Source organism: Acidovorax sp. FJL06 (assembly GCF_003852545.1).
Taxonomy (GTDB): Bacteria; Pseudomonadota; Gammaproteobacteria; order Burkholderiales; family Burkholderiaceae_C; genus Acidovorax.
On record NZ_QAJR01000005.1, the window covers coordinates 77,575 to 102,749 of the forward strand.

24 protein-coding genes are annotated in these 25,175 nt (G+C 65.0%); 4 read left to right on the forward strand and 20 right to left on the reverse strand.

Annotated features, from left to right (window positions below; genetic code table 11):
* Nucleotides 1-27 precede the first annotated feature (27 nt).
* Together DBV10_RS03590 and DBV10_RS03595 are read left to right on the forward strand one after the other, a co-directional pair.
* On the forward strand, nt 28-501 hold the full coding sequence (locus DBV10_RS03590) for a YhbY family RNA-binding protein (protein ID WP_124510722.1): 474 nt from the start codon (nt 28-30) through the stop codon (nt 499-501).
* Complete coding sequence (locus DBV10_RS03595; protein WP_124510724.1) at nt 501-1,268, forward strand: glycosyltransferase; 768 nt, start codon at nt 501-503, stop codon at nt 1,266-1,268. Before DBV10_RS03590 ends, DBV10_RS03595 begins: the two co-directional genes overlap by 1 nt.
* 94 nt (nt 1,269-1,362) lie before the next feature.
* Here DBV10_RS03595 and DBV10_RS03600 read toward each other — a convergent pair whose 3' ends face one another.
* The 20 genes from DBV10_RS03600 to rpsB form a co-directional block, all read right to left on the reverse strand.
* A complete protein-coding gene (locus DBV10_RS03600; RefSeq protein ID WP_124511001.1) occupies nt 1,363-1,812 on the reverse strand; it encodes a DUF4149 domain-containing protein in 450 nt (149 codons plus the stop codon).
* A gap of 17 nt (nt 1,813-1,829) precedes the next feature.
* Nucleotides 1,830-2,306: a transcription elongation factor GreA gene (gene greA, locus DBV10_RS03605; RefSeq protein WP_124510726.1), complete on the reverse strand. Its 477-nt coding sequence runs from the start codon at nt 2,304-2,306 to the stop codon at nt 1,830-1,832.
* Nucleotides 2,307-2,507: 201 nt separating this feature from the next.
* Nucleotides 2,508-5,753 carry a carbamoyl-phosphate synthase large subunit gene (gene carB / locus DBV10_RS03610; RefSeq protein WP_124510728.1) on the reverse strand — a complete coding sequence of 1,082 codons (3,246 nt, stop codon included), beginning with the start codon at nt 5,751-5,753 and terminating at the stop codon, nt 2,508-2,510.
* Nucleotides 5,753-6,916 (reverse strand): glutamine-hydrolyzing carbamoyl-phosphate synthase small subunit, encoded by a 1,164-nt coding sequence (gene carA, locus DBV10_RS03615; protein ID WP_124510730.1) that lies wholly within the window; start codon nt 6,914-6,916, stop codon nt 5,753-5,755. The genes carB and carA overlap by 1 nt, the downstream gene beginning before the upstream one ends.
* Before the next feature lie 302 nt (nt 6,917-7,218).
* Nucleotides 7,219-7,992 (reverse strand): RNA methyltransferase, encoded by a 774-nt coding sequence (locus tag DBV10_RS03620; RefSeq protein WP_124510732.1) that lies wholly within the window; start codon nt 7,990-7,992, stop codon nt 7,219-7,221.
* A 20-nt stretch (nt 7,993-8,012) separates the two neighbouring features.
* On the reverse strand, nt 8,013-8,639 hold the full coding sequence (gene rnhB / locus DBV10_RS03625) for a ribonuclease HII (protein ID WP_124510734.1): 627 nt from the start codon (nt 8,637-8,639) through the stop codon (nt 8,013-8,015).
* A complete protein-coding gene (lpxB, locus tag DBV10_RS03630) occupies nt 8,605-9,768 on the reverse strand; it encodes a lipid-A-disaccharide synthase (protein WP_124510736.1) in 1,164 nt (387 codons plus the stop codon). The genes rnhB and lpxB overlap by 35 nt, the downstream gene beginning before the upstream one ends.
* A 9-nt stretch (nt 9,769-9,777) precedes the next feature.
* The gene (gene lpxA, locus DBV10_RS03635) at nt 9,778-10,566 is read right to left on the reverse strand and encodes an acyl-ACP--UDP-N-acetylglucosamine O-acyltransferase (RefSeq protein ID WP_124510738.1); all 789 of its coding nucleotides are present in this window, start codon (nt 10,564-10,566) and stop codon (nt 9,778-9,780) included.
* Between the two features lie 20 nt (nt 10,567-10,586).
* The gene (gene fabZ, locus DBV10_RS03640) at nt 10,587-11,027 is read right to left on the reverse strand and encodes a 3-hydroxyacyl-ACP dehydratase FabZ (protein ID WP_094287840.1); all 441 of its coding nucleotides are present in this window, start codon (nt 11,025-11,027) and stop codon (nt 10,587-10,589) included.
* Nucleotides 11,028-11,043: 16 nt separating this feature from the next.
* A complete protein-coding gene (lpxD, locus tag DBV10_RS03645) occupies nt 11,044-12,018 on the reverse strand; it encodes a UDP-3-O-(3-hydroxymyristoyl)glucosamine N-acyltransferase (RefSeq protein WP_124511003.1) in 975 nt (324 codons plus the stop codon).
* Nucleotides 12,019-12,054: 36 nt separating this feature from the next.
* Complete coding sequence (locus tag DBV10_RS03650) at nt 12,055-12,579, reverse strand: OmpH family outer membrane protein (protein WP_124510740.1); 525 nt, start codon at nt 12,577-12,579, stop codon at nt 12,055-12,057.
* A complete protein-coding gene (gene bamA / locus DBV10_RS03655) occupies nt 12,579-14,876 on the reverse strand; it encodes an outer membrane protein assembly factor BamA (protein ID WP_124510742.1) in 2,298 nt (765 codons plus the stop codon). Before bamA ends, DBV10_RS03650 begins: the two co-directional genes overlap by 1 nt.
* A 44-nt stretch (nt 14,877-14,920) precedes the next feature.
* Complete coding sequence (gene rseP / locus DBV10_RS03660) at nt 14,921-16,285, reverse strand: RIP metalloprotease RseP (protein WP_124510744.1); 1,365 nt, start codon at nt 16,283-16,285, stop codon at nt 14,921-14,923.
* 29 nt (nt 16,286-16,314) lie between these two features.
* Nucleotides 16,315-17,493: a 1-deoxy-D-xylulose-5-phosphate reductoisomerase gene (gene ispC, locus DBV10_RS03665; protein ID WP_124511005.1), complete on the reverse strand. Its 1,179-nt coding sequence runs from the start codon at nt 17,491-17,493 to the stop codon at nt 16,315-16,317.
* The gene (locus DBV10_RS03670; RefSeq protein ID WP_124510746.1) at nt 17,493-18,347 is read right to left on the reverse strand and encodes a phosphatidate cytidylyltransferase; all 855 of its coding nucleotides are present in this window, start codon (nt 18,345-18,347) and stop codon (nt 17,493-17,495) included. Before DBV10_RS03670 ends, ispC begins: the two co-directional genes overlap by 1 nt.
* A gap of 27 nt (nt 18,348-18,374) precedes the next feature.
* Entirely contained in the window at nt 18,375-19,106 is a 732-nt protein-coding gene (uppS, locus tag DBV10_RS03675) for a polyprenyl diphosphate synthase (protein WP_124510748.1), read from the reverse strand.
* Nucleotides 19,107-19,129: 23 nt separating this feature from the next.
* The gene (frr, locus tag DBV10_RS03680) at nt 19,130-19,690 is read right to left on the reverse strand and encodes a ribosome recycling factor (RefSeq protein WP_124510750.1); all 561 of its coding nucleotides are present in this window, start codon (nt 19,688-19,690) and stop codon (nt 19,130-19,132) included.
* A gap of 49 nt (nt 19,691-19,739) precedes the next feature.
* Nucleotides 19,740-20,462: a UMP kinase gene (gene pyrH, locus DBV10_RS03685; RefSeq protein WP_026436856.1), complete on the reverse strand. Its 723-nt coding sequence runs from the start codon at nt 20,460-20,462 to the stop codon at nt 19,740-19,742.
* A gap of 56 nt (nt 20,463-20,518) precedes the next feature.
* Entirely contained in the window at nt 20,519-21,445 is a 927-nt protein-coding gene (gene tsf, locus DBV10_RS03690) for a translation elongation factor Ts (RefSeq protein WP_124510752.1), read from the reverse strand.
* Between the two features lie 103 nt (nt 21,446-21,548).
* Entirely contained in the window at nt 21,549-22,301 is a 753-nt protein-coding gene (gene rpsB / locus DBV10_RS03695; RefSeq protein WP_124510754.1) for a 30S ribosomal protein S2, read from the reverse strand.
* Between the two features lie 182 nt (nt 22,302-22,483).
* Between rpsB and DBV10_RS03700 the strand changes: the two genes are divergently transcribed.
* Nucleotides 22,484-23,842, forward strand: coding sequence for an amidase (locus tag DBV10_RS03700; RefSeq protein ID WP_124510756.1), 1,359 nt, complete (start codon nt 22,484-22,486; stop codon nt 23,840-23,842).
* Nucleotides 23,843-23,891: 49 nt separating this feature from the next.
* Nucleotides 23,892-25,124, forward strand: a complete 1,233-nt coding sequence (locus tag DBV10_RS03705) for an FAD-dependent oxidoreductase (RefSeq protein WP_124510758.1) — start codon at nt 23,892-23,894, stop codon at nt 25,122-25,124.
* Nucleotides 25,125-25,175 lie beyond the last annotated feature (51 nt).

Here is a 25,175-nt window from a genome sequence, read left to right on the forward strand (position 1 = left end):
TTTCTTTCAGCCTCGATAATACGGCCCATGCCCCAAATTCAACTGACTCCCGCCGAGCGCCGGGAACAACGCGCCAATGCCCACCACCTGGACCCCGTGGTCCTGATCGGCGGCGATGGTCTGACCCCTGCCGTCAAGAAAGAGGTGGACGCCGCCCTCAATGCCCACGGGCTCATCAAGGTCCGCGTCTTTGGCGACGACCGCGCGGCGCGCGAACTGATGTACCAGGAACTCGCCGCCGAACTCAACGCTGCCCCCGTGCAGCACATTGGCAAGCTGCTGGTGCTCTGGCGCCCCATGCCTGCCAAGGCCAAGACGGTGGACGAGGACCGCATGCCCGGCCCGCGCGATGTCAAGGTGCTCAAGTTCAGCAAGCGGGGCGGCCAGCGCCCCGAAATCAAGCAACTGCGCGTGCTGGGCAACCAGCGCCTCACCTCGGGCGGCCAGATCAAGCGCGCCAAGCCCAAGCAAAAATCCATCAAGAAGCGCCAGGCAGACTGATGAACCGAGCGGCAGCATCTGCAGCCCCGGCCGGCGCGGCGCCTATCCGCCACATTCTCTGCATGAAATGGGGCACGAAATACGGCCCCGAATACGTCAACCGGCTGTATGCCATGGTCAGGCGGCACCTGAGCGGCGACTTTCGCTTTGTCTGCCTGACGGATGACAGCACCGGCATCCGCCACGAAGTGCAATGCCTGCCCATTCCGCCGCTTGATCTGCCGTCCGGCATTCCCGAGCGGGGGTGGACCAAGCTGGCCACTTTCAGCCAGGACCTGCATGGCCTGAAAGGCACGGCCCTGTTCCTTGATGTGGACGTGGTGATCACTGGCGCTCTGGATGATTTCTTTACCCAGCCCGGCGAATTCCTGATCATCCACGACTACAAGCGCCCCTGGCGCATCACGGGCAATTCGTCGGTGTACCGGTTCGAGTTGGGCGCACACCCCGATGTGCTGGAGCACTTTCGCGGGCATTTCGAGGAAATTCGCGCGCAGTTCCGCAACGAACAAGCCTACCTGTCGGACTTTTTGCACCGCCAGGGCAAACTCGCCTACTGGCCAGCGGACTGGTGCCCAAGCTTCAAGTACCACGGCATCCCGCCCTGGCCCACCAATTACTGGCGTGCGCCCTTTGTGCCGCCCGGTGCTCGCATCGTGATCTTTCACGGGGAATGCAACCCGCCCGATGCCCTCGCCGGCCGGCGCAACCGCCGCTTTCGCTACATCCGGCCCGCCGCCTGGGTGGCTGAGCACTGGCACGAATAGCCCAACGGTGCAGCCGCCGCGACCCAAGCCCAATGGTGGTGCACGACGGTAGCCCTGGGGCCCTCCCAGACAGCCCTGGCCAGCCCCAGCCCACTCAGACCCCGTCCGGATCGCACCCAGCCTCGGTCGGGGCCACCTCCTGACGCAAGGTGTGCCAAAACACCGCCAGGGCACAACACCACTGCAACGCGTACAGCACCGACCCCACGCTGTGCCACAGGCGCAGGTCCTGCCGGGCCACGATGCGGGGCGCCACACCATACTGGTTGAGCAACGCCAACAGCAGCCCACCCAGTATGAAAAGCATAGCAGCCTGCGCCCATGGGTATTGCGCTACGGCATTTCTGGGCCGGGAAATCAACAGCAACACCAGGCAACATGCCACAGCCACCCAGGTCTGCGCGGCAAACAGCCGGGCCGCCATGTTGCCAGCGATGCTGGGGGACGGCAGGTATGCAAACAGCAGGGGCACCACCAGAAAGCCGATGGTGGTCAAGCTGCCCCACCAGAGGGCGGCCACCAACGCAGGAAGGCGGCGGCGCATGCGCTGCACGGTGGCGTTCACCGGTAGCTGACGCCCACCACTTCGTAGCGGCGGATGCCACCGGGCGCCTGCACTTCGGCCGTGTCGCCCTCTTCCTTGCCGATCAGCGCGCGCGCGATGGGGCTGGAGATATTGATCAGGCCCTGTTTCAGATCGGCCTCATCCTCGCCCACGATCTGGTACTTCACGGCATCACCGGACTCTTCGTCTTCCAGTTCGACCGTGGCTCCAAACACCACCTTGCCGCCACCGTCCACCGCACTGGGGTCGATGACCTGGGCCACGGACAGTTTGCCTTCGATCTCTTGAATGCGGCCTTCGATGAAGCCCTGGCGGTCCTTGGCCGCGTCGTAGTCGGCGTTTTCGCTCAGGTCGCCTTGCGCACGCGCTTCGGCGATGGCCGTGATCACGGAGGGGCGTTCCACGGTCTTGAGGCGGTGCAGCTCTTCCTTGAGCTTTTCAGCGCCGCGTTTGGTAATCGGAATGGTGGCCATTTTGTTGAGACTCCACAAATCAAAACGGTGAAAGCGCAAGGCACTTCCACCGGTCAGCCGCCATGTCACACCCTGGGCACGCCAGGCGATGTGAAAGGGCAATCTACAAAAGGAAACCGCCGCACGTTGCCGCGCGGCGGTGTCTGGTCAGGAGCAGATTATGCCGCCTTTAGGGCGCAGCAAGCCACCCCCAAGCCGCGATCAAGCGACCAACTGGGCGTGCAGCTCCTGCACCGAGTACACATCGAGCTTGTCGAGGTACTTCATGCCCTCCACGGCCGCCTCGGCACCGAAGATGGTGGTGAAGGTGGTCACACGGGCCAGCAGCGAACTTGTGCGGATCGCCCGCGAATCGGCGATCGCGTTGCGGCGCTCTTCCACGGTGTTGATGACCATCACGATCTCGTTGTTCTTGATCATGTCCACGATGTGCGGACGGCCTTCCGTGACCTTGTTGACCAGCTTGACAGGCACACCTGCCGCCTCGATGGCCGCTGCCGTGCCCTTGGTGGCCACCAGCTCGAAGCCCAGGGCCACCAGTTGGCGCGCAATGTCCACCGCGCGGGGCTTGTCGGCGTTCTTCACGGTGAGGAAGACCTTGCCGGCCGTGGGCAGCTTGGTACCCGCACCCAGCTGGCTCTTCACGAAGGCTTCGCCGAAGGTCTTGCCCACGCCCATGACTTCGCCGGTGGACTTCATCTCGGGGCCGAGGATGGTGTCCACGCCGGGGAACTTCACGAAGGGGAACACGGCCTCCTTCACGCTGAAGTACGGCGGCGTCACTTCCTTGGTGATGCCTTGCGAAGCCAGGGTCTGGCCCGCCATGCAGCGCGCGGCCACCTTGGCCAGTTGGATGCCGGTGGCCTTGCTCACGAAAGGTACCGTGCGCGATGCGCGCGGGTTCACTTCAAGCACGTAGATCACGTCCTTGCCGTCGACTTCCTGGATCGCGAACTGCACGTTCATCAGGCCCACCACGCTCAGGCCTTCGGCCATGGCGGCAGTCTGGCGCTTGATCTCGTCGATGGTCGGCTGCGACAGGTAGTACGGGGGCAGCGAGCAGGCGGAGTCGCCGCTGTGCACGCCGGCCTGCTCGATGTGCTCCATCACACCGCCGATGAAGGTGACGCCTGCGGAGTCACGCACGCAGTCCACATCGCACTCGATGGCGTTGGAGAGGAACCGGTCCAGCAGCACGGGCGAGTCGTTGCTCACCTTGACGGCTTCGCGCATGTAGCGCTCCAGGTCGCGCTGCTCGTGCACGATTTCCATCGCACGGCCGCCCAGCACGTAGCTGGGGCGCACCACCAGGGGGTAGCCCAGGGCGGCGGCCTTTTCCAGCGCTTCGGGCTCAGTGCGCGCCGTCGCGTTGGGCGGCTGGCGCAGGCCCAGGTCGCCCAGCAGCTTCTGGAAGCGCTCGCGATCTTCGGCCGCATCGATCATGTCGGGCGTGGTGCCGATGATTGGCACGCCTTCGGCTTCGAGGCCCAGGGCCAGCTTCAAAGGCGTCTGGCCGCCGTACTGCACGATCACGCCGACCGGCTTTTCCTTGTCCACGATCTCCAGCACGTCTTCAAGCGTGACGGGCTCGAAGTACAGGCGGTCGGAGGTGTCATAGTCGGTGGAGACGGTCTCGGGATTGCAGTTGACCATGATGGTCTCGTAGCCGTCCTCGCGCATCGCCAGCGCCGCGTGCACGCAGCAGTAGTCGAACTCGATGCCCTGGCCGATGCGGTTGGGGCCACCGCCCAGCACCATGATCTTCTTGTTGTTCGTCGGCTCGGCCTCGCACTCCTCGTCGTAGGTGGAGTACAGGTAGGCGGTATTGGTCGCGAACTCGGCGGCGCAGGTGTCCACGCGCTTGTACACGGGGCGCACGTTGAGGGCGCGGCGCGCTTCGCGCACGGCCTTCTCGCTGGTCTTGAGCAGCTTGGCCAGGCGGCGGTCGGAGAAGCCCTTTTGCTTGAGCGTGCGCAGCGTGGTCGCGTCGATCGCAGCCAGTGCGCCCTCGCCCTTCTCGGCGACAAGCTGGTCGATGTCGAGCTCGATCTTCACGATCTGCTCGATCTGCACCAGGAACCACTTGTCGATCTTGGTCAACTCGAACACTTCATCGACCGACAGGCCCATGGCAAACGCATCGCCCACGTACCAGATGCGCTCGGGGCCGGGCTCGCCCAGTTCCTTTTCGAGCACTTCGCGGTCCTGGGTCTTTTCGTTCATGCCGTCCACGCCCACTTCCAGGCCGCGCAGGGCCTTCTGGAAGGATTCCTGGAAGGTGCGGCCCATGGCCATGACTTCGCCCACCGACTTCATCTGCGTGGTCAGTCGGCTGTCTGCAGTCGGGAACTTCTCGAACGCGAAACGCGGGATCTTGGTGACCACGTAGTCGATGGAGGGCTCGAACGACGCGGGCGTGGCGCCGCCCGTGATTTCGTTCTTGAGTTCATCCAGCGTATAGCCCACCGCCAGCTTGGCCGCGACCTTGGCGATCGGGAAGCCCGTGGCCTTGGAGGCCAGCGCCGAGGACCGCGACACGCGCGGATTCATCTCGATCACGACCATGCGGCCGTCCTTGGGGTTGATCGAGAACTGCACGTTGGAGCCACCGGTGTCCACGCCAATTTCGCGCAGCACGGCCAGGGACGCATTGCGCAGAACCTGGTATTCCTTGTCCGTCAGCGTCTGCGCGGGGGCCACAGTGATCGAGTCGCCCGTGTGCACCCCCATCGGGTCCAGGTTCTCAATGGAGCAGATGATGATGCAGTTGTCCGCCTTGTCACGGACCACTTCCATCTCGTACTCCTTCCAGCCCAGCAGCGACTCTTCGATCAGCAGCTCGTTGGTGGGCGAAGCTTCCAGGCCGCGCTTGCAGATGGTCTCGAACTCTTCGGGGTTGTAGGCAATGCCGCCGCCCGTGCCGCCCAGCGTGAAGCTGGGGCGGATGACGGTAGGGAAACCCACGCTCTTTTGCACGGCCCAGGCTTCGTCCATGCTGTGGGCGATGCCGGAGCGCGCGGAGCCCAGACCGATCTTGGTCATGGCGTCCTTGAACTTGAGGCGGTCTTCGGCCTTGTCGATGGCCTCGGGCGTGGCGCCGATCAGCTCCACCTTGTACTTTTCCAGCACGCCGTGGTGCCACAGGTCCAGCGCGCAGTTGAGCGCGGTCTGGCCGCCCATGGTGGGCAGGATGGCGTCAGGGCGCTCCTTGGCGATGATCTTCTCGACCGTCTGCCAAGTGATGGGCTCGATGTAGGTCACATCGGCCGTGGCCGGGTCGGTCATGATCGTCGCGGGGTTGCTGTTGATCAGGATAACCTTGTAGCCCTCTTCGCGCAAGGCCTTGCAGGCCTGCACGCCGGAGTAGTCGAACTCGCAGGCCTGGCCGATGATGATCGGGCCAGCGCCAATAATGAGGATCGATTTGAGGTCTGTGCGCTTTGGCATTATTTCTTCTCCATCAGCGCGGTGAAGCGGTCAAACAGGTAGGCGATGTCGTGCGGTCCGGGCGATGCTTCAGGGTGGCCCTGGAAGCAGAACGCGGGCTTGTCGGTGCGGGCCAGGCCCTGCAGCGTGCCGTCGAACAGGCTGATGTGCGTGGCGCGCAGCGTGGCGGGCAGCGAGGCCATGTCCACCGCAAAGCCGTGGTTCTGGCTGGTGATGCTCACGCGGCCGTTGTCCAGGTCCTTCACGGGGTGGTTGGCGCCGTGGTGGCTGTTGTCCATCTTGAAGGTGGTGGCGCCGCTGGCCAGGGCCATGATCTGGTGGCCCAGGCAGATGCCGAAGGTGGGCACGCCCGCCTCGATGATCTGGCGCGTGGCCTCGATGGCGTAGTCGCAGGGCGCTGGGTCGCCTGGGCCGTTGGACAGGAAGACCCCATCGGGGTTCAGGGCAAGCACATCGGCGGCAGGCGTTTGTGCGGGCACCACGGTGACCTTGCAGCCACGTTCGGCCAGCATGCGCAGGATGTTCTTCTTCACACCGAAGTCGTACGCCACCACATGGAAGCGGGGCTGTGCGAGAACGCCGTAGCCAGAACCCAGTTGCCACTCGGTCTGCGTCCATTCGTAGCGCGATGCCGTGGTCACCACCTGGGCCAGGTCCAGCCCGGCCATGTTGGGGGCGGCCTTGGCCTTGGCGATGGCTTCATCGATGAGGCCCTGCGTCACCACCTGCCCTGCGGCCAGGCCCACGATGGCGCCATTCTGGGCACCCTGGGTGCGCAGCAGGCGGGTCAGCTTGCGGGTGTCGATGTTGGCAATGGCCACCGTCTTTTCGCGCACGAGGTACTGCGAAAGCGTTTCCGTGGATCGGAAGTTGCTGGCCAGAAGGGGCAGGTCTTTAATGATCAGGCCTGCGGCATGGACCTTGTCGGCTTCGATGTCTTCCGCATTGACGCCGTAGTTGCCGATGTGCGGATACGTGAGCGTCACGATCTGCTGGCAATAGCTGGGGTCGGTGAGGATTTCCTGGTAGCCGGTGATGGCGGTGTTGAACACCACTTCGCCGACCGTGGTGCCGGTGGCACCAATCGAGTTGCCGATAAAGACCGTGCCGTCTGCGAGCGCCAGGATGGCGGGCGGGAAACTTCCCTGTAGAGACAAAAGCACTGGGTTCTCCGGATGGTTACGGTCGCCCGGCGCCTGCAGGCCACCCGCACACACAAGGTGCGATAGTGCCAGTGGCTGCTCTCAGATGGGTTGTTGCTTTGGGTGCGGTCGGGCGACGCTGTTGCGAGAAAAGCTCCCGATTATACCCCTCCCTGCCACCGCCCCCACAATGCATGTCTTGCATAACCCTGTGACAAGCGCCTATGGCTCTACAGCCTGCAGGGGTACCGCCGCACTCCGTGGCGCCTGCCGGGCTGCCGCCACGCTAGATTCAGCGGCAGCGCGCCAGACAGGCCATGGCGCTAGCGGGCAGCACCGCTCGCGTGCAGGCAGATGGCTGCAGCGGCCGCCACGTTCAGCGACTCCTCACCGCCGGGCTGGGCAATGCGGATGCGCAGGGCGGCCCGCTCTTCCAGAGCTGCAGAAACACCCTGCCCCTCGTGCCCCATGACCCAGGCGCAAGGCCAGGGCAAGGCGGCGCGGTGCAGGTAGTCGCCCGCGTGTGAACTGGTCACCAGCAGGGGCACCTGGAGTGCCTGGACATCCTCCAGCCCCACACCCTCCACCAGATCCAGCGCGAAATGCGCCCCCATCCCGGCCCGCAAGACCTTGGGCGACCACAGTGCAGCGCTGCCCTTGATGGCCACCACCTGCCGGAACCCGAATGCCGAGGCGCTGCGCAGAATGGAGCCCACGTTGCCCGCGTCCTGCACCCGGTCCAGCACCACGGTCGCGGCATCGGGCCGCAAGGCGGTGGGCGCAGGCAGGTCCAGGATAAAGCCCATGCGCGCCGGGGATTCCAACCCACTGATGTCGGCAAACAGCGCATCTGCAAGAACTATGATTTTGGTAGCAGCCTGCGCATACTCGACCTGCCCTTGCGGCCAAAAGGATTCCGCAAACACCGCCACCGACGCACGCAGCCCCCGCGCCAGCGCAGCACGGCAGAGGTGGTCCCCCTCCAGCCACACGCGGCCTTGCTTGCGGTAGGCCGTGGTGTCCTGGGCCAGGCGGCGCAGGTCCTTGACGAAGGGGTTGTCCCGGGAATGGATGGCAATCACAGACGAAGAAGTCATCGGTAGTCTCGTGCGGCCGGTCAGGCCGCCAGGCTCTGGGCCACCGGAGCGAACGAGCGCCGGTGGTGGACACAGGCACCATGCTCACGCAGGGCGGCCATGTGCACGGCCGTGCCGTAGCCCTTGTGCCCGGCAAAACCGTATTGGGGAAATTCTTCGTGCACCTGCACGCACCAGCGGTCGCGGTGCACCTTGGCCAGAATGGACGCCGCCGAGATGGACGGCACCAGCGCATCGCCCTTGACGATGGCCTCCGCCGGCACATCCAGCACGGGCAGCCGGTTGCCATCCACCAACACCATGACGGGCTTGAGGCGCAGTCCCATCACGGCGCGCCGCATGGCCAGCAGCGTGGCCTGCAGGATGTTGAGCCGGTCGATCTCCTCCACGCTGGCCTCGGCAATGCAAAAGCACAGCGCCTTGGCACGGATCTCGTCATAGAGCTTTTCGCGCCGCGCAGGGGTGAGCTTTTTGGAGTCGGCCAGGCCCGCGATCGGGTGCAGGTCGTCCAGGATGACGGCGGCAGCCACCACCGGCCCGGCCAGGGGCCCCCGGCCGGCCTCGTCCACGCCGGCCACCAAGCCGGGAGGATGCCAGGGCAGGCAGGCCTGCTCAGGCTGCGGGGGAGAGGATTTTCTGGATCGCATCGGCAGCCAGTTGGGGGGTATTGCGTTGCAGGCTTTCATGCAGCGCCACAAAGCGCTGCTCCAGCGCGGCGATTTTTTCGGGGCGGTGGCGCCGCGCGTCCAACCATTCCAGCGTCGCAGCACAAAGGGCCTGCGGCGTTGCGGCGTCCTGGATCAGCTCAGGCACCACAAATTCACGGCACAGAATGTTGGGCAAGCCCACCCAGGGCTGCAGCTGCTTGCGCCGCATCAGCCACCAGCTCAGCGGGTGCATGTGGTAGCCAATCACCATCGGGCGCTTGAACAACGCGGCTTCGAGCGTGGCCGTGCCACTGGCAATCAGCGTGGCATCACAGGCCGCCAGCACGGCGTGGGACTGCCCCGTGATGATCTGCACCGCATCGCCCAGGCCACAGGCCTGGGCCACCTGCTCGATGCGGCTGCGCAGCGCCGGCACAGCGGGAACTATCAATTTAATAGCTGGTCGCGCTTGCCTAACAAGCGCTGCAGCCTCGAAAAAGGGTCGGGCGATGTATTGGATTTCCGAAGACCGGCTGCCGGGCAGGATGGCCAGGACTTCGTCTTCGTCCCGCAGGCCCAGTTGCACACGGGCCGCCGAGCGGTCGGGCACCATGGGGATCACCCCTGCCAGCGGATGGCCCACATAGGTGGCAGCAATGCCGTGCTGCGCGAGCAGCTCCGGCTCGAACGGGAAGATGCACAGCACGTGATGCGCACTGCGGCGGATTTTCTCCACCCGGTCGGCACGCCAGGCCCAGATCGACGGACACACGAAGTGCACCGTCTTGATGCCGGCAGCACGCAGATCGGCCTCCAGCCCCAAGTTGAAATCGGGCGCGTCCACACCAATGAACACATCGGGGCGATCCTTGAGCAAGCGCTCGCGCAGTTGTTTGCGGATGCCCAGCAGCTCGCGCAGGCGGCGCAGCACTTCCATGCTGTAGCCATGCACGGCCAGCTTGTCGCTGGGCCACCAGGCACTGAACCCACGGCGCACCATCTGCGGGCCGCCAATCCCGCAGGACTGCAGCCCCGGCCAATGGGCCTGCATGCCATCGATCAACAGACCGGCGAGCAAATCGCCCGATGTCTCGCCCGCCACCATGGCGACGCGGGGGGATGCACTCATCGCGGCCCCTCAGCGCGCAATGCCGCGCGTGGAAGCATCCAGGAACGCCAACGCCAGGGCGATATCGACAGCCGCCTCTGGGTGGGTGGCGGGCAAGTCGGCCATGGCAGTGCGCGCAGCCTCCAGCGTCAACCCCTGGCGGTACAGCACGCGGTGCATCTGCTTGATGCCTGCCACGCGCGCGGCCGAGAAGCCCCGGCGGCGCAAGCCTTCCAGGTTCAGTCCCCGCACGGCCAACGGATTGCCATCGACCATCATGAAGGGCGGCACGTCCTGCGACACCGCGCTGGAGAAGCCGATCATGGCGTGCGCCCCCACCTTCACGAACTGGTGGATACCGGTGAGCCCACCCACCGTGACCCAGTCGCCGATCAGCACATGGCCCGCCAATGTGGTGTTGTTGGCCATGGTCGTGTGATTGCCCACATGGCAGTCGTGCGCGATGTGGGTGTAGGCCATGATCCAGTTGTCGTCACCGATGCTGGTCTTGCCGCCCGCGCCCGGAACGCCGCGGTTGAAGGTGCAGAACTCACGCACCGTGTTGCGGTCGCCGATGACCAGCTCGGTGTCCTCGCCCTTGTACTTCTTGTCCTGCGGCTCGGCCCCCAGGGAGGCGAACTGGAAGATCCGGTTGTCCTGGCCAATGGTGGTGCGGCCCTGGATCACACAGTGGGGGCCCACGGAACTGCCTGCACCGATCACAACCTGCGAACCGATCACCGCATAGGGCCCGACCGTGACAGAGGGGTCAATGCGGGCGCCCGCCTCAACGATGGCAGTGGGATGAATGTTGCTCACGATCCAACGGTCAGAGTCAGTCAGCCCACGCTGCGCATGGTGCACATCAGCTCGGCTTCGCAGGCCACCTCATCGCCCACGCTGGCCACGCCCTTGAACTTCCAGATGCCGCCGCGCACGCGGTCGATGGTGATGGTGAGGACCAACTGGTCCCCCGGCTCCACCGGACGCTTGAAGCGCGCCCCGTCGATGCCGACAAAGTAGTAGATGTTGTTCTCATCGGGCACCTTGCCCATGGCATCGAAGGCCAGCAGCCCGGCGGCCTGGGCCAGGGCTTCGAGGATCAACACGCCGGGCATCACGGGGCGCCCCGGGAAATGCCCACCGAAATAAGGCTCGTTGAAGGTGACGTTCTTGATCGCCTTGATGCGGGTGTTGCTCTCAAGCTCGATCACCTTGTCCACCAGCAAGAAGGGGTAGCGGTGCGGCAGTTGCTTGAGAATTGCGTGGATATCCATCATCGAGTTGTTCTTCCGTTCATGCTGCTTTCAGGGCCTGCTCCAGCGCCTTGATGCGCTCGCGCAGACTGTGTAATTGTTTGAGTGTCGCAGCGTTCTTTTCCCAGCGCGCATTGTCGTCGATGGGAAACATGCCCGTGTACTGTCCGGGCTGGGTCAGCGATCGGGTGACGACCGTGGCCGCCGAGATGTGCACATTGTCGGCCAGCTCCAGGTGCCCCAGCACAATCGCACCGCCCCCAACGGTGCAATGCGCACCAATGGTGGCGCTGCCCGCAATGCCCACGCACCCGGCCATGGCAGCATGTTTGCCGATGTGCACGTTGTGGCCCACCTGGATCAGGTTGTCGAGCTTCACACCGTCTTCGATCACGGTGTCCTGCAACGCGCCCCGGTCGATGCAGGTGTTGGCACCGATCTCGACATCGTCGCCAATGCGCACGGCACCCAGTTGCTCGATCTTGACCCATTGCCCGTTTTCAGGCGCAAAGCCGAACCCGTCGGCCCCGATCACCACACCGGAATGCAGGATGCAACGCGCGCCGACATGGCAGTCCTCGCCCACGGTGACCCGTGACTTGAGCACGGTGCCCGCGCCCACGTGCGCCCCGCGCTCGACCACGCACAGCGGGCCAATGGTCGCCGTGGGATGCACTTGGGCCATGGGGTCCACCACGGCGCTGGCATGCACGCCAGCGGGCCGTGCGGGCGCATTGCGCTGCCGCCACAGCTGGGTGGCCCGCGCAAAGTAGACATAGGGGTTGTCTGCCACGATGCAGGCTCCCCGCGCCAGCGCCGCCTCACGCAGGGCCGGCGCCACAATGACACAGGCCGCCCGGGAGGCGGCCAGTTGCTGTTGGTAGCGGGGGTTGCTCAGAAAACTGAGGTCCCCCGGGCCTGCAACCTCCAGTGGCGCGATGCGGGCAATGGCGGTGTCACGCGCCCCCCCCTCCAGCGAACCACCGAGCGCATCAACGATGTGCCCGAGAAGCAAGCCGCTCACGCGCCACCCGTCCAGCGCTGTGGCTGATTACTTGGCGCCAGCAGCGGCATTCAACGCCTTGATCACCTTGTCGGTGATGTCATGCTTGGGGTTGATGTAGACGGCCTCTTGCAGGATCACGTCGTACTTCTCGGCCTCGGCCACTTGCTTGACCACCTTGTTGGCACGCTCCAGCACCTGGGACAGCTCTTCGTTCTTGCGCGCGCTCAGGTCTTCCTGGAACTCACGGCGCTTGCGCTGAAAGTCGCGGTCCTGGTCCACCAGCTGGCGCTGGCGCGTCGTGCGCTGGCTTTCGGCCATGGTGGGGGCTTCGCGTTCGAACTTGTCGGTGGCGGTCTTCAGCGTGTTGCCCAGATCGACGAGTTCTTTCTCCCGGCGAGAGAATTCCTGCTCCAGCTTGGCCTGCGCAGCTTTGGCGGTGCTGGCTTCACGGAAGATGCGATCGGTATTGACAAAACCTGCCTTGAAGGACTCTTGTGCTTGAGCAGGGGCTGCGACGGCCATGGAGCCAAGCAGCAGGGCCACAGAGAGTTGGCGAGAAAAGGATTTCATTAGAAAGACGTTCCAATCTGGAATTGCAGTTTCTGGATTCTATCGCCGGCAAATTTGCGCACCGGCTGCGCAAACGCCAGGCGCAAGGGCCCGAGCGGGGAAATCCAGCTCAGACCCAGGCCCACGGAGGCCCGCATGTCACTGAAAGTGACCTTGTCGTTCTCACCGTACACGTTACCCACGTCCACGAAGGTGAAGACGCGCAGGGTCCGGTCGTTGCCCGCACCCGGGAAGGGGGCGATCAGCTCCGCGTTCAAGGTGACCTTCTTGGGTCCACCCAGCGAAGCCCCCGTCACGTCACGCGGCCCCAGCGTTCCCTGGTCAAAGCCACGCACCGAGCCCAGCCCCCCCGAGTAGAAGTTCTTGAACACCGGGAAGGGGCGGCCATTCATGCCCTTGCCAATGCCCGCTTCACCATTGAAGGCCACGGTGAAACGCTTGTTGAGCGGTATGTACTGCTGGTACTGGTAATTGGCGCGCACATAGCGCGCATCCCCCGCCACGGACCACTCGGAGTTCAGGCGCTGGTAGCGGCCCGAGTTGGGCGCCAGCGCACTGTCACGGTCGTCCCGCGACCAGCCGACGGTCAGGGGAATGGACGTGCTGCTGTAGCCGAAGCGGTCGGCGTAGTAGAGATAGGTCGCGGGGATGTTGGTCCCAGGCTTGATCTGGGTCTGCTCCAGCCCGCCACCAAAGAACACGGTATCGGTCTCGGTGAACGGCACCCCGAAGCGCACCGAGGTTCCCTTGGTGACCAGTTGGTAGTTGCCCCCCTGGTCCTCGTAGGGCTTGTCGGTGCGGTAGTACACGTCCAGCGTGCGCGAAATCCCCTCGGGCGTGAAATAGGGGTTGGTGGTGCTGAACACCAGCGTGCGGCGGTACTTGCTGGTGTTGACATCGATCCCCAGGTAGTTGCCGGAACCGAAAATATTCTCCTGCTTGATACCGAACGAGAGCGATGCCTTTTCAGCGCTGGAAAAGCCCACCCCCATCTGCAGCGACCCCGTGGGCTTTTCGGCCACGTTGATCACCAGATCGACCTGGTCGGGAGCGCCCGGCACCTCCTGAGTCTCCACATTGACTTCCGTGAAGAAGCCCAGGCGGTCCACGCGGTCGCGCGACAGACGGATCTTGTCGCCGTCGTACCACGAGGCTTCGTACTGCCGGAACTCACGGCGGATCACTTCGTCCCGTGTGCGGTTGTTGCCGCTCACGTTGATGCGGCGCACATAGGCCCGGCGCGATGGCTCGGCCTGAACGACCAGGGCCACCCGGTTGTTTTCACGGTCGATTTCCGGCACGGCCTCGACCCGGGCAAACGCAAAACCGAAGCGCGCAAAATACTCGGAGAACGCCTTAGTGGTCTCCGTCACCTGGTCGGCGTTGTAGGGCTCGCCAGGGCGGATCGTCACCAGGGACTTGAACTCGTCTTCACGGTCCAGGAAGTTGCCCTCCAGCTTCACCCCCGACACCACAAACCGCTCGCCCTCGGTGAGGTTGACGGTGATGGAGATGTCCTGCTTGTCCGGCGAAATCGCCACCTGCGTGGAGTCCACCCGGAACTCCAGGTAGCCACGCTGCAGGTAGTACGAGCGCAGCGTTTCCAGGTCGGCATTGAGCTTGGTGCGCGAATAGCGGTCGGACTTGGTGTACCAGCTGAGCCAACCGCCCGTGTCCTGGTCGAACAAGCCCTTGAGTGTGGATTCGCTGAAAGCCTTGTTGCCCACCAGGCGCACTTCCTTGATGCGCGCGGGTTCGCCCTCCACCACCGTGAAGGTCAGGTTCACACGGTTGCGCTCAATGGGCGTCACCGTCGTCACCACCTCGGCGCCATACAGGCTCTTGTTGATGTACTGGCGCTTGAGCTCCTGCTCGGCGCGGTCGGCCAGGGCCTTGTCGTAAGGACGCCCCTCCGTCAGGCCCACATCGCGCATGGCCTTCTTAAGCGCATCCTTGTCGAATTCGCGGGCCCCCGCGAAATCCACGTCGGCGATGGTGGGCCGCTCTTCGACCACCACCACCAGCACGTTGCCACTGGCTTCCAGGCGCACGTCTTTGAAGAGGCCCAGGCCGAAGAGCGCGCGGATGGCCGCAGCACCCTTCTCATCGTTGTAGTCATCACCCACCCGCAGGGCCATGGAGGCGAACACGGTGCCGGGCTCCACACGCTGCAAGCCTTCCACGCGGATGTCCTGCACCTTGAAAGGCTCCAGAGCCCATGCCGCATTGGCGGCAAAAACCATGGCTGCAACGGCCGATGCAGTACGCACGCCCAGGCGATTGATGTGTTTTTTCATGAATGAAGCTGGAGCCGCGATTGCAGGGCATGCGCGGCAAAAGGTTAGCCAAAGAGCCGGGTGATATCGTTGAACAGAGCGATGGACATCATGAGAAGCAGAACTGCAACGCCTCCACGCTGCAGACGCTCCATCCATGCGTCCGACACTCCCCTGCCCGTGACACCCTCCCAAAGATAATACATCAGGTGCCCACCGTCCAAGACGGGCAGCGGCAGCAGGTTGAGCACCCCCAGACTGACACTGATCAGGGCAAGAAACACGAGGTACTGGGTCAACCCCATGCTGGCCGAACGCCCGGCGTAGTCGGCAATCGTCAAGGGGCCGCTCAGATTCTTGAGAGAGGCCTCGCCGATGACCATCCGCCCCATCATGCGCAAGGTCAGCACCGACACATCCCAGGTCTTGACCAGCCCCCCCCAGGCGCCTTCCAGCAGGCCATATTCGACGGTGACAAATTCAGGGGGCGCCCCCACATAGGCACCAATGCGCCCCACCGTGGCGCCCTGCTCCTGCTTGGCCTCGGGCTGCACATCCAGCGTGAGCGACTGCCCCGCACGATCGATGCGCCAGGCCTGCACCAGCGGTTCGCTGCCCCGCAGCGACTGGCGGATCAGTTCACGCAGCTGCTGCCCGTCCACCACGTCCATGGCACCGACCTTGAGCACCACATCGCCCTGGCGCAGGCCGGCCCGGGCCGCAGCACCATCGGGCATGACCTCGCCCAGAACCGGGCGTGTCCACGGGCCCAGAATCCCGATCTTGCGGAACAGCTGTGCGTCGGCCTCGCGGCTGTCGATGCTCGCCATGTCCAGCAGGATCTCCCTGTGCACGGCGCCCGCCTGCGGCTTCACATCCAGGCGCACGGTGTGCCCTTCGAGGGCTCCGCGCGTAAGCAGCCAGCGCAGGTCCTCGAAGGACCGGACCGGCTCCATGTCGTCCGCCCCCAGCGCCGCACGCTCCACCAGCTCGCCCCCGCGCAAACCCGCCTTGTGCGCAACCGACCCAGCCACCGGGCTGGCCAGCAGGGCACGCGGCTCCTCCACACCATTCCAGTTCACCATGGAGTACAGCAGCACCGCCAGCAGCAGGTTGGCCACAGGCCCCGCCGCCACAATGGCCGCCCGCGAGCGCAGAGGCTGGGTGTTGAATGCCAGGTGGCGCTCTTCGAGCGGCACCGGTGCCTCCCGCTCGTCCAGCATGCGGACATAGCCGCCCAGCGGAAAGGCTCCGAGCACAAACTCCGTGGGGGACCCTTTGGGCTGCCAGCGCAGCAGGGGGTGGCCAAAACCCACCGAGAAGCGCAGCACCTTCACCCCGCACGCGACCGCCACCCGGTAGTGCCCGTACTCGTGCACCGCAATCAGAAGACCGAGGGCCACGATGAAAGCAACAATGGTCAGCAGCATGGCGAAAGGATTCCGTGGGTCGGGAGGGCTCAGGCCGCCAAGCGGCCTGCGGCATGCTCAGCGGCACTGCGGGCCTGGGTGTCCAGATCCAGCAAGGCTTCGAGCGAATCTGGCTTGGAGGGCATCACGGCCTCCAAAGTTGCAAGGTTGACCGCATGGATATGGTCAAAACGCAGGCGCCCGGACAAGAACGCGCCCACGGCCACCTCGTTGGCGGCATTCAGCACCGCCGTCGTGCCCTCGGCCGCCTTCAGCGCCTGCCAGGACAGGTGCAGACCCGGAAAGCGGGTGGCATCGGCATCTTCGAACGCGAGTGCGCCCAAAGTCGAGAAATCCAGCTTGCTCGCACCGCTGGTGATGCGCTCGGGCCAGGCCAGGCCGCAGGCGATGGGCACGCGCATGTCCGGCGTGCCCAGCTGGGCGAGGATGGACGCATCCTTGAACTGCACCATCGAATGGATGATTTGCTGCGGATGGATCACCACCTTGATCTGGTCGGGATGCAGATCAAACAGCCAGCGCGCCTCGATCACCTCCAGCGCCTTGTTCATCATCGTGGCCGAATCGACCGAGATCTTGCGTCCCATCGAAAAATTGGGGTGAGCACAGGCCTGGGCCGGGGTAATCTCCGCCAGGGTCGCAGGGTCGCGCTGCCGGAACGGCCCCCCGGATGCCGTAAGCAAAATGCTGTCCACCCGTTCGGGCCAGGTGGAGGCGTCTTCGGGCAGGCACTGGAAGATGGCGGAATGTTCGCTGTCGATGGGCAGCAGCGTGGCACCGCCCTGCCTGACCGTCTGCATGAACAGCCCCCCCCCCACCACCAGCGCCTCTTTGTTGGCCAGCAGCAAGCGCTTGCCCGCCCGGGCAGCAGCCAGACAGGGGGCCAGGCCCGCAGCCCCGACAATGGCCGCCATGACGGCATCGACCTCTGGATGCGATGCTATTTCTTCGAGAGCATCTTCCGCAAGCAGGACTTGCGTTGGAAGGCTGTTTGCCTTGAGCTTCTCGGCCAACAACTGCGCATGGGGCGCACTGGCCATCACCGCATAGCGGGGCCGGAACTGCGCGCACTGGGCCAGCAGCAAATCCACCTGGGTGGCCGCACTCAGGGCAAACACCTCAAAACGATCCGGGTGGCGGGCCACCACATCGAGGGTGCTGGTGCCGATGGAACCGGTGGAGCCGAGAACAGTGATTCGTTGTTTCATCATGGGGTCGTCAGGCGCGTGAGCATCATGGCCAGCGGCAAGGTTGGCAGCAGGGCATCCACCCGGTCCAGCACACCGCCGTGCCCGGGCAGCAGTCCACTGCTGTCCTTGACCCCCGCGCTGCGCTTGATGAGCGATTCCACCAGGTCACCCGACACGCTCATGGCCACCATGAACAATGCCGCGACCACCAGCAGCCACCAGCCCTGCTGCGCCATGCGGCTGTAGAAACTGGGCACGACCGCCTGCCAGTGGGCATCGGCCGCCACCCAGACAAAGGCCATCACCACCACGCCCGCCAAGCCACCCCACACCCCTTCCCAGCTCTTGCCCGGGCTGATGGAGGGGGCCAGCTTGCCCTTGGTGAAACGCAGGCCAAAAGCACGGCCGGAAAAATAGGCAAAGATGTCGGCCACCCATACCAGCAGCAGCACCGACAGCAGGAAGTTGATCCCCACATTGCGTGCCTGCACCACCGCCAGCCAAGCCAGCCACAGGGCCAACACCCCGGCGACCAGGCGCACCGCTGCCGGAATGCGGGGCCAACCCGGCACCCCCGCCCGGAGCAGCCAGGCGGCTGCCAGCACCCAGAGCCCGCCCCCGGCAATCCACAGCGCCGTCAATGGGCGGTCCACCCAGCCCAGCGCCCAGGAACAAGCACACAACGCCGTGCAGATAGCCCCCACAGCCACGGAGCCCGCCTGACCCAAACCGCTCAGACGGCCCCACTCCCACGCACCAGCGGCCATGAGCACGAGCACCACCACGGCGAACGGCACGGCGGACGGATAGAAAAGCGCTGGCAGCAAGATGGCCAGCAGAACAAGGGCGGTGATGACACGCTGTTTGAGCATGGGGCCTTTCAGAACCTGCTGGGGTTCTCAGCCCGGCATCGGATCGGGATGCGCGGACAGGATCTGTTCGGAAGTTTTGCCAAAACGGCGCTCGCGGCTGCCGAAGGCAGCAATCGCCTCGTCCAGCGCCGACTCATCGAAATCCGGCCACAGCCGGTCACTGAAGACAAACTCCGCGTAGGCAGACTGCCAGAGCAGGAAATTGCTGATCCGCATTTCGCCACCGGTGCGGATCACCAGGTCCGGGTCGGGCACATGGGACATGCCCATGGCACCGTGCAGGCTGGCCTCGGTGATGGGCTCCCCACGCGCCGCCAGCGAAGCTGCCGCCTGGGCAATGTCCCAGCGGCCGCCGTAGTTGAAGCACACGTTGAGCACCAGGCGCGTGTTGTCTGCCGTCGCGGCTTCTGCCTGCGCCAAGCCATCCCGCACCTTGGGCGAGAGGCCCGCACGCTCACCCACGAAGTACAGGCGCACGCCATCCTTCTTGAGCTGCGGCACTTCGCGTGCCAGGGCCATCGCCAGCAGCTCCATGAGGCCCGAAACCTCGTCGGCCGGGCGGTTCCAATTTTCAGAAGAGAAGGCAAAGACGGTGAGCACACCGACCCCGCGCTGCACGCAAGCGCGTGCACAGCGGCGCAGTGAATCCACCCCCTGCTTATGGCCCGCCAGGCGCGGCAGAAAGCGGCGCGTGGCCCAGCGACCGTTGCCATCCATGACGATGGCGATGTGGTGTGGCACCACCGGAGATGCAGACATGGGAACGATCAAGCCCTGGGGGCTTAAACCGCCATGATTTCCTGCTCTTTGGCGGCCACCAGTGCATCGATCTCGGCGATGTGCCTGTCGGTGAACTTCTGCACGTCCGTTTCGGAGCGCTTCTGGTCGTCTTCCGACGCCAGCTTGTCCTTGACCAGCTTCTTGACGGATTCGTTCGCGTCACGGCGCAGATTGCGCACGGCGATCTTGGCGCTCTCGCCTTCGTTGCGGGCCAGCTTGGTCATTTCCTTACGGCGCTCTTCACTCATCGCAGGCATCGGAACGCGGATCAAATCCCCCAGAGATGCGGGATTCAGGCCCAGATCGCTTTCGCGGATGGCCTTTTCGATCTTGGCGCCCATGCCCTTTTCCCAGGGTTGCACGCTGATGGTGCGCGAATCGATGAGGGCCACATTGGCCACCTGGCTCAAGGGAACCATGGAGCCGTAGTACTCGACCTGCACCGTATCCAGCAGCGCAGGGTTGGCGCGGCCGGTGCGGATCTTCTGCAGGTTGTTCTTGAAGGCCGTGATGGACTGGTCCATCTTGGTCTCTGTGGTTTTCTTGATGTCGGCAATCGTCATGTTTTCTCCTAGGGACCGGCCTGCATCCCAGCAGGCCCATCCATCGTCGTCAAGCGTAAACCAGCGTACCTTCGTCCTCACCCATCACCACGCGCTTCAAGGCGCCGTGCTTGATGATGGAGAACACCTTCACTGGCAGCTTCTGGTCACGGCACAGGGCAAAGGCGGTCGCATCCATGATGCCCAGATTGCGGGACATGGCCTCGTCAAAGCTCAGCTTCGTGTAGCGCGTGGCCGTGGGGTCCTTCTGGGGGTCGGCAGTATAAACGCCGTCCACCTTGGTGGCCTTGAGCACCAGTTCGGCACCAATTTCGGCGCCGCGCAGGGCTGCCGCCGTGTCGGTGGTGAAGAAGGGATTGCCCGTGCCAGCGGCAAACACAACGACCTTGCCCTCTTCGAGGTACTGCAAGGCCTTGGGGCGCACATAGGGCTCGACCACCTGCTCGATCGCGATGGCGGACATCACGCGGGCCACCAGGCCCTGCTTGTCCATGGCATCGGCCAGGGCCAGCGCGTTCATCACGGTCGCCAGCATGCCCATGTAGTCGGCGGTGGCGCGGTCCATGCCAACCGAGCCGCCCGCGACGCCACGGAAAATATTGCCCCCACCAATCACCACCGCCACCTGCACCCCCAGGCGGGTGACCTCGGCGATCTCCTCCACCATGCGGACGATGGTGGCGCGATTGATGCCGAAGGCGTCATCCCCCATCAGCGCCTCACCAGACAGCTTGAGCAGGATGCGCTTGTGGGCTGGTGCGGCGTGGGACATGGGAAATTTCTCCGGTAGGTGGTGCAGGGCTTGGGTGGGGTTGTTGTGGGGAGCGATCAGGCAGCGGCCTTGGCGGCAGCCACTTGGGCGGCCACTTCGGCAGCGAAGTCGTCGACCTTCTTCTCGATGCCTTCGCCCACCACGTAGAGCGTGAAGCCCTTGATGGTGGTGTTGGCAGCCTTGAGCATCTGGGCCACGGTCTGCTTGCCGTCGGCAGCCTTCACGAAGACCTGATCGGCCAGCGAGACTTCCTTCAGGTACTTCTGCACAGCGCCGTCGATGCGCTTGGCGGTGATTTCGGCGCTTTGTGCGGGCTTGCCAGCAGCGACGAGTTCCTTGTTGGCTTCGTCGGCCTTGCCTTCAGCGACCGAGCGCTCCTTGGCGATCAGGTCGGCAGGCACGTCGGCGCTGGTCAGGGCCACGGGCTTCATGGCAGCCACGTGCATGGCCACGTCCTTGGCGGCGGCAGCGTCGCCGTCGAACTCGACGACCACACCGATGCGCGAGCCGTGCAGGTAGGCCGCCAGGTTGGAGCCGCTGAATTGCTTGAAGCGGCGGAACGACATGTTTTCGCCGATCTTGCCGATCAGGCCCTTGCGCACGTCTTCCAGCGTGGGACCGAAGCTGTCTTGCTCGTAGGCCAGTGCGCCCAGGGCCGCCACGTCGGCGGGGTTGTGCTCGGCCACCAGCTTGGCGGCGGCGTTGGCCAGCGCGATGAAGCTGTCGTTCTTGGAGACGAAGTCGGTTTCGCTGTTCACTTCGACCAGGGCGCCGGTGGTGCCGTTGATGAAGCTGGCGACCACGCCTTCAGCCGTGACGCGCGAAGCGGCCTTGCCAGCCTTCGTACCCAGCTTGACGCGCAGCAGCTCTTCCGCCTTGGCCATGTCGCCGTCGGCTTCCGTCAGCGCCTTCTTGCATTCCATCATGGGGGCATCGGTCTTGCCACGCAGTTCAGCAACCATGCTTGCGGTAATTGCAGCCATCTTTATTCCTTCAGTATTCAGTTCAATCGATTGGATTCAGCCTAAAAAAAAGGGGGCTCACAGGGGCCCCGCTTTTCTTCGCGACGTATCGCGCAGCCGGGTATCAGGCGGCGGCTTCTTGCACTTCCACGAACTCGTCCGAGCTTTCGGACGCAGCAGCCTTGACCACTTCGTTCACGGCGTTGGCACGGCCTTCGATGATCGCGTCAGCGATGCCACGGGCGTACAGCGTCACGGCCTTGGCCGAGTCATCGTTGCCAGGGATCACGTAGTCGATGCCTTCGGGCGAGTGGTTGGTATCGACCACACCGATCAGCGGAATGCCCAGCTTCTTGGCTTCGGCCACGGCGATCTTGTGGAAGCCCACGTCGATGATGAAGATGGCGTCGGGCAGGGCAGCCATGTCCTGGATGCCGCCGATGTCCTTTTCGAGCTTTTCGATTTCGCGGGAGAACGTCAGTTGCTCCTTCTTGCTCAGGCTTTCAAGGCCAGCTTCTTGCTGGGCCTTCATGTCCTTGAGGCGCTTGATCGAGGTCTTCACGGTCTTGAAGTTCGTCAGCATGCCACCCAGCCAGCGCTGGTCCACGAAAGGCACGCCAGCGCGCAGGGCTTCGGTGGACAGGATTTCACGGGCTTGGCGCTTCGTGCCGACCATCAGAATGGTGCCGCGATTGGCCGCCAGTTGCTTGGCGAACTTTTGGGCTTCCTGGAACAGTGGCAGCGACTTTTCCAGGTTGATGATGTGAATCTTGTTGCGATGGCCGAAGATGTAGGGGGCCATCTTGGGGTTCCAGAAGCGGGTTTGGTGACCAAAGTGGACACCGGCTTCCAGCATTTCGCGCATGGTAACGGACATAAAAATACTCCAAAGGTTAGGTCTAAAATCAGCCCCCATATTTGCAGCGCCGTGTTTCCCACGAACGCCGCAACACCTTGACGGGGCTGCTTTGCGATTGGTTTTGCGAGGGCCACCACACATACAGTGCATGCACCGCCTGCGCTGTAGCTCCCAGCAAAACCCAAAGATTCTAGCACACCATGCTTCTTGACCTGATCACCACCCGAGGCCAACTGCGGGACGGTGCCGCCACCGCGCCCGCCGAGCTGGAGCGCTGCATCGAAGCCGCCCAGGCCCCGGCCAATGCCCACAGCTTTGTCCGGACGATGTTCGACGAAGCGCGCACCACGGCGGTGCAGGCCGGCGTGGCCCAGTTGCCTCTGGCGGGACTGGCGGTGTCCGTCAAGGATCTGTTCGACATCGCAGGCCAGGCCACGCCTGCGGGCTCCACCGTTCTGGCCGATGCGCCTGCGGCCGCCCAGGACTGCCCCGCCGTCGCCCGCCTGCGTGCGGCGGGGGCCAGCCTGATCGGGCGCACCAACATGGTGGAGTTCGCGTTCTCCGGCGTGGGCATCAACCCCCACCACGGGACACCCGCCGCCTGGGACGCCCGGTTTGGCGCCCTGCCCGGCGCACCACGCGTGCCCGGGGGCTCCTCCTCGGGTGCCGGGGTGTCGGTGGCCACGGGGGCGGCTTTCATTGGACTGGGGTCGGACACCGGTGGCTCCATCCGGATCCCCGCAGCGCTCAACGGCATTGTGGGCTTCAAGAACACCGCCCACCTGGCGCCCACCACCGGCGCCGTGCCGCTGTCCACCACGCTCGACACCGCCTGCGCCATGACACGCACCGTGCGCGACGCCATCGTGGCGCACGAGGTGCTGGCGGCCCGGCGCGTCACGCGCAGCCTGGCGCCGCTGTCCCAGTACAAGTTGGCCGTTCCATCCACCCTGTTCCTGGACGGGCTGGACACCGCCGTGGCCCGCGCCTTCGAGCGCAGCCTGCAAACCCTGCGCCAGGCCGGCGCCCGCATCGACACCATCGCCCTGCCTGCCGCGCTGGAGCAGCCCGCCTATGGCTTTGCAGCCCCCGAAAGCTACGCATGGCACCGCGACCTGCTGCAGCGTGCAGGTGACCGCTACGACCCCCGGGTGCGCGCCCGCATCGAACGGGGTGCCGCGCTCATGGCCTGGGAATACCTGGACCTGCTGCAGGCCCGCCAGCAGTGGATCGCGCGCATGCAGGCCGACATGGAAGGCTACGACGCGCTGCTCTCGCCCACCGTGCCCATCGTGGCGCCTGTCATTGCCGATGTCGCCCCGGCCACCGGAGCCGACAAGGCACAGGACGCGGCGAGAGACGCCGAGTTCTTCCGCGTCAACAACCTGCTGCTGCGCAACACCAGCGTGGTCAACCTGCTGGACGGCTGCGCGCTGTCCCTGCCCTGCCACACAGCGGGGGAACTCCCGGTGGGCCTGATGGTCTGGCACGGGGCCCTGCGGGATGACACCGTGCTCAATGTGGGCCGGCAGATCGAGCAAATACTACAAAAACAATAGCTGCCAGCGCTTGATAATCAAGCGCCAGACGCCAGAATTACTCCAACCCATGAAGATAGCCATCGTGGGCGCCGGCATTGTCGGCGTCACCACCGCGTACGAGCTGGCCAGCGACGGCCATGAAGTCACCGTCTTTGAACAACGCAGCGCCGCCGCCGAAGAAGCCAGTTTTGCCACGGCCGGCCTGCTCGCCCCCCACCTGCTCAGCCCCTGGGCCGTGCCCGGGTTCGGCCATGCCCTGCGGCTGATGGGGCCGCACGCCACGCTGCGACTGGCCGGCGGGTGGAGCCGCGCCAACTGGGCCTGGCTGCGGCGCTGGCGCAGCACAGCGCGCGCCGGCAGCGCACCGGCCGCAGCCCTGGAACGCCTGGCGCAATACAGCCAGGGCCGCCTCCAGACCCTGGCCCACCGGCACGAACTCGACCTGGAAGCCAGCGAAGGGCGGCTGGTGCTGCTGCGCACGGAACAAGAGCGCACCCAGCTCCAGCCCGCGCTGCAGGTGCTGCGCGACAGCGGCGTGGCCTTGCGAGAGATCGGCGCCGATGTGGCGCGCCAGATCGAGCCCGGCCTGTCCCCCGAAGCACCACTGGCAGGCGCCATCCACCTGCCCGATGCCCGCGCCGGCAACTGCCGCCTGTTTGCGCAGCTGCTGCGCCAGGGCACACAAGGCTCGGGCGTGCACTTCGCCTTCAACACCCGCATCGCTCGCATCGGGACCAGCCCGACAGGCGTGGTGGTGCACGGCGAGACCGACCTGCGGCGTTTTGATGCCGTGGTGCTGTGCGCCGGCATGGCCTCGGCCGCACTGCTGCCGGCGCTGGGCCTGCGGCTGCCGATGGCGGCGGTGTATGGCTACTCCGTCAGCGCCCCGCTGCGCGAATCCACCCACGCCCCCCAAGCCAGCGTGGTGGACGTGGCCCAGCAGATCTCCATCACCCGGCTGGGGCAGCGTGTGCGCATTGCAGGCGGCGCCGAACTGGCAGGTGCCGATGCCGAGCACCACACCGCCACGTTGCAGCGCCTGTACCGCACGCTCAACGACTGGTTCCCGGGCGGCGCGCAGCTGTCCTCGGGGGTCCAGGTCTGGCGCGGCGCACGCCCCTTGCTGCCCGACGGTGCTCCGGTGGTGGGCGCCAGCGGCGTGCCCGGCCTGTGGCTCAACACCGGCCACGGCGCGGGTGGCTGGGCCCTGGCCTGCGGCAGCGCCCGCGCCCTGGCCGACCTGATGGCACAGCGCGAGCCCGAGGTGCCACTCGACGGCCTGGGCATGCGGCAGTTCTGACGCACGGCGCGTTGTCGCCCTGGGGGCGGCAACGCACAATGGCAGGCGCAC

What these genes read in the sequence shown, in the direction of transcription:
- uppS (WP_124510748.1), bottom strand. Translation starts at nt 19,106, where the DNA reads ATGTCTGCATCTCCGGTGGTGCCACACCACATCGCCATCGTCATGGAT.
- ispC (WP_124511005.1), bottom strand. Translation starts at nt 17,493, where the DNA reads ATGAAACAACGAATCACTGTTCTCGGCTCCACCGGTTCCATCGGCACC.
- DBV10_RS03620 (WP_124510732.1), bottom strand. Translation starts at nt 7,992, where the DNA reads ATGACTTCTTCGTCTGTGATTGCCATCCATTCCCGGGACAACCCCTTC.
- DBV10_RS03650 (WP_124510740.1), bottom strand. Translation starts at nt 12,579, where the DNA reads ATGAAATCCTTTTCTCGCCAACTCTCTGTGGCCCTGCTGCTTGGCTCC.
- DBV10_RS03595 (WP_124510724.1), top strand. Translation starts at nt 501, where the DNA reads ATGAACCGAGCGGCAGCATCTGCAGCCCCGGCCGGCGCGGCGCCTATC.
- bamA (WP_124510742.1), bottom strand. Translation starts at nt 14,876, where the DNA reads ATGAAAAAACACATCAATCGCCTGGGCGTGCGTACTGCATCGGCCGTT.
- carB (WP_124510728.1), bottom strand. Translation starts at nt 5,753, where the DNA reads ATGCCAAAGCGCACAGACCTCAAATCGATCCTCATTATTGGCGCTGGC.
- rnhB (WP_124510734.1), bottom strand. Translation starts at nt 8,639, where the DNA reads ATGCGATCCAGAAAATCCTCTCCCCCGCAGCCTGAGCAGGCCTGCCTG.
- pyrH (WP_026436856.1), bottom strand. Translation starts at nt 20,462, where the DNA reads ATGTCCCACGCCGCACCAGCCCACAAGCGCATCCTGCTCAAGCTGTCT.
- DBV10_RS03670 (WP_124510746.1), bottom strand. Translation starts at nt 18,347, where the DNA reads ATGCTCAAACAGCGTGTCATCACCGCCCTTGTTCTGCTGGCCATCTTG.
- fabZ (WP_094287840.1), bottom strand. Translation starts at nt 11,027, where the DNA reads ATGATGGATATCCACGCAATTCTCAAGCAACTGCCGCACCGCTACCCC.
- DBV10_RS03700 (WP_124510756.1), top strand. Translation starts at nt 22,484, where the DNA reads ATGCTTCTTGACCTGATCACCACCCGAGGCCAACTGCGGGACGGTGCC.
- rpsB (WP_124510754.1), bottom strand. Translation starts at nt 22,301, where the DNA reads ATGTCCGTTACCATGCGCGAAATGCTGGAAGCCGGTGTCCACTTTGGT.
- DBV10_RS03600 (WP_124511001.1), bottom strand. Translation starts at nt 1,812, where the DNA reads ATGCGCCGCCGCCTTCCTGCGTTGGTGGCCGCCCTCTGGTGGGGCAGC.
- frr (WP_124510750.1), bottom strand. Translation starts at nt 19,690, where the DNA reads ATGACGATTGCCGACATCAAGAAAACCACAGAGACCAAGATGGACCAG.
- tsf (WP_124510752.1), bottom strand. Translation starts at nt 21,445, where the DNA reads ATGGCTGCAATTACCGCAAGCATGGTTGCTGAACTGCGTGGCAAGACC.
- DBV10_RS03590 (WP_124510722.1), top strand. Translation starts at nt 28, where the DNA reads ATGCCCCAAATTCAACTGACTCCCGCCGAGCGCCGGGAACAACGCGCC.
- lpxB (WP_124510736.1), bottom strand. Translation starts at nt 9,768, where the DNA reads ATGAGTGCATCCCCCCGCGTCGCCATGGTGGCGGGCGAGACATCGGGC.
- rseP (WP_124510744.1), bottom strand. Translation starts at nt 16,285, where the DNA reads ATGCTGCTGACCATTGTTGCTTTCATCGTGGCCCTCGGTCTTCTGATT.
- DBV10_RS03705 (WP_124510758.1), top strand. Translation starts at nt 23,892, where the DNA reads ATGAAGATAGCCATCGTGGGCGCCGGCATTGTCGGCGTCACCACCGCG.
- greA (WP_124510726.1), bottom strand. Translation starts at nt 2,306, where the DNA reads ATGGCCACCATTCCGATTACCAAACGCGGCGCTGAAAAGCTCAAGGAA.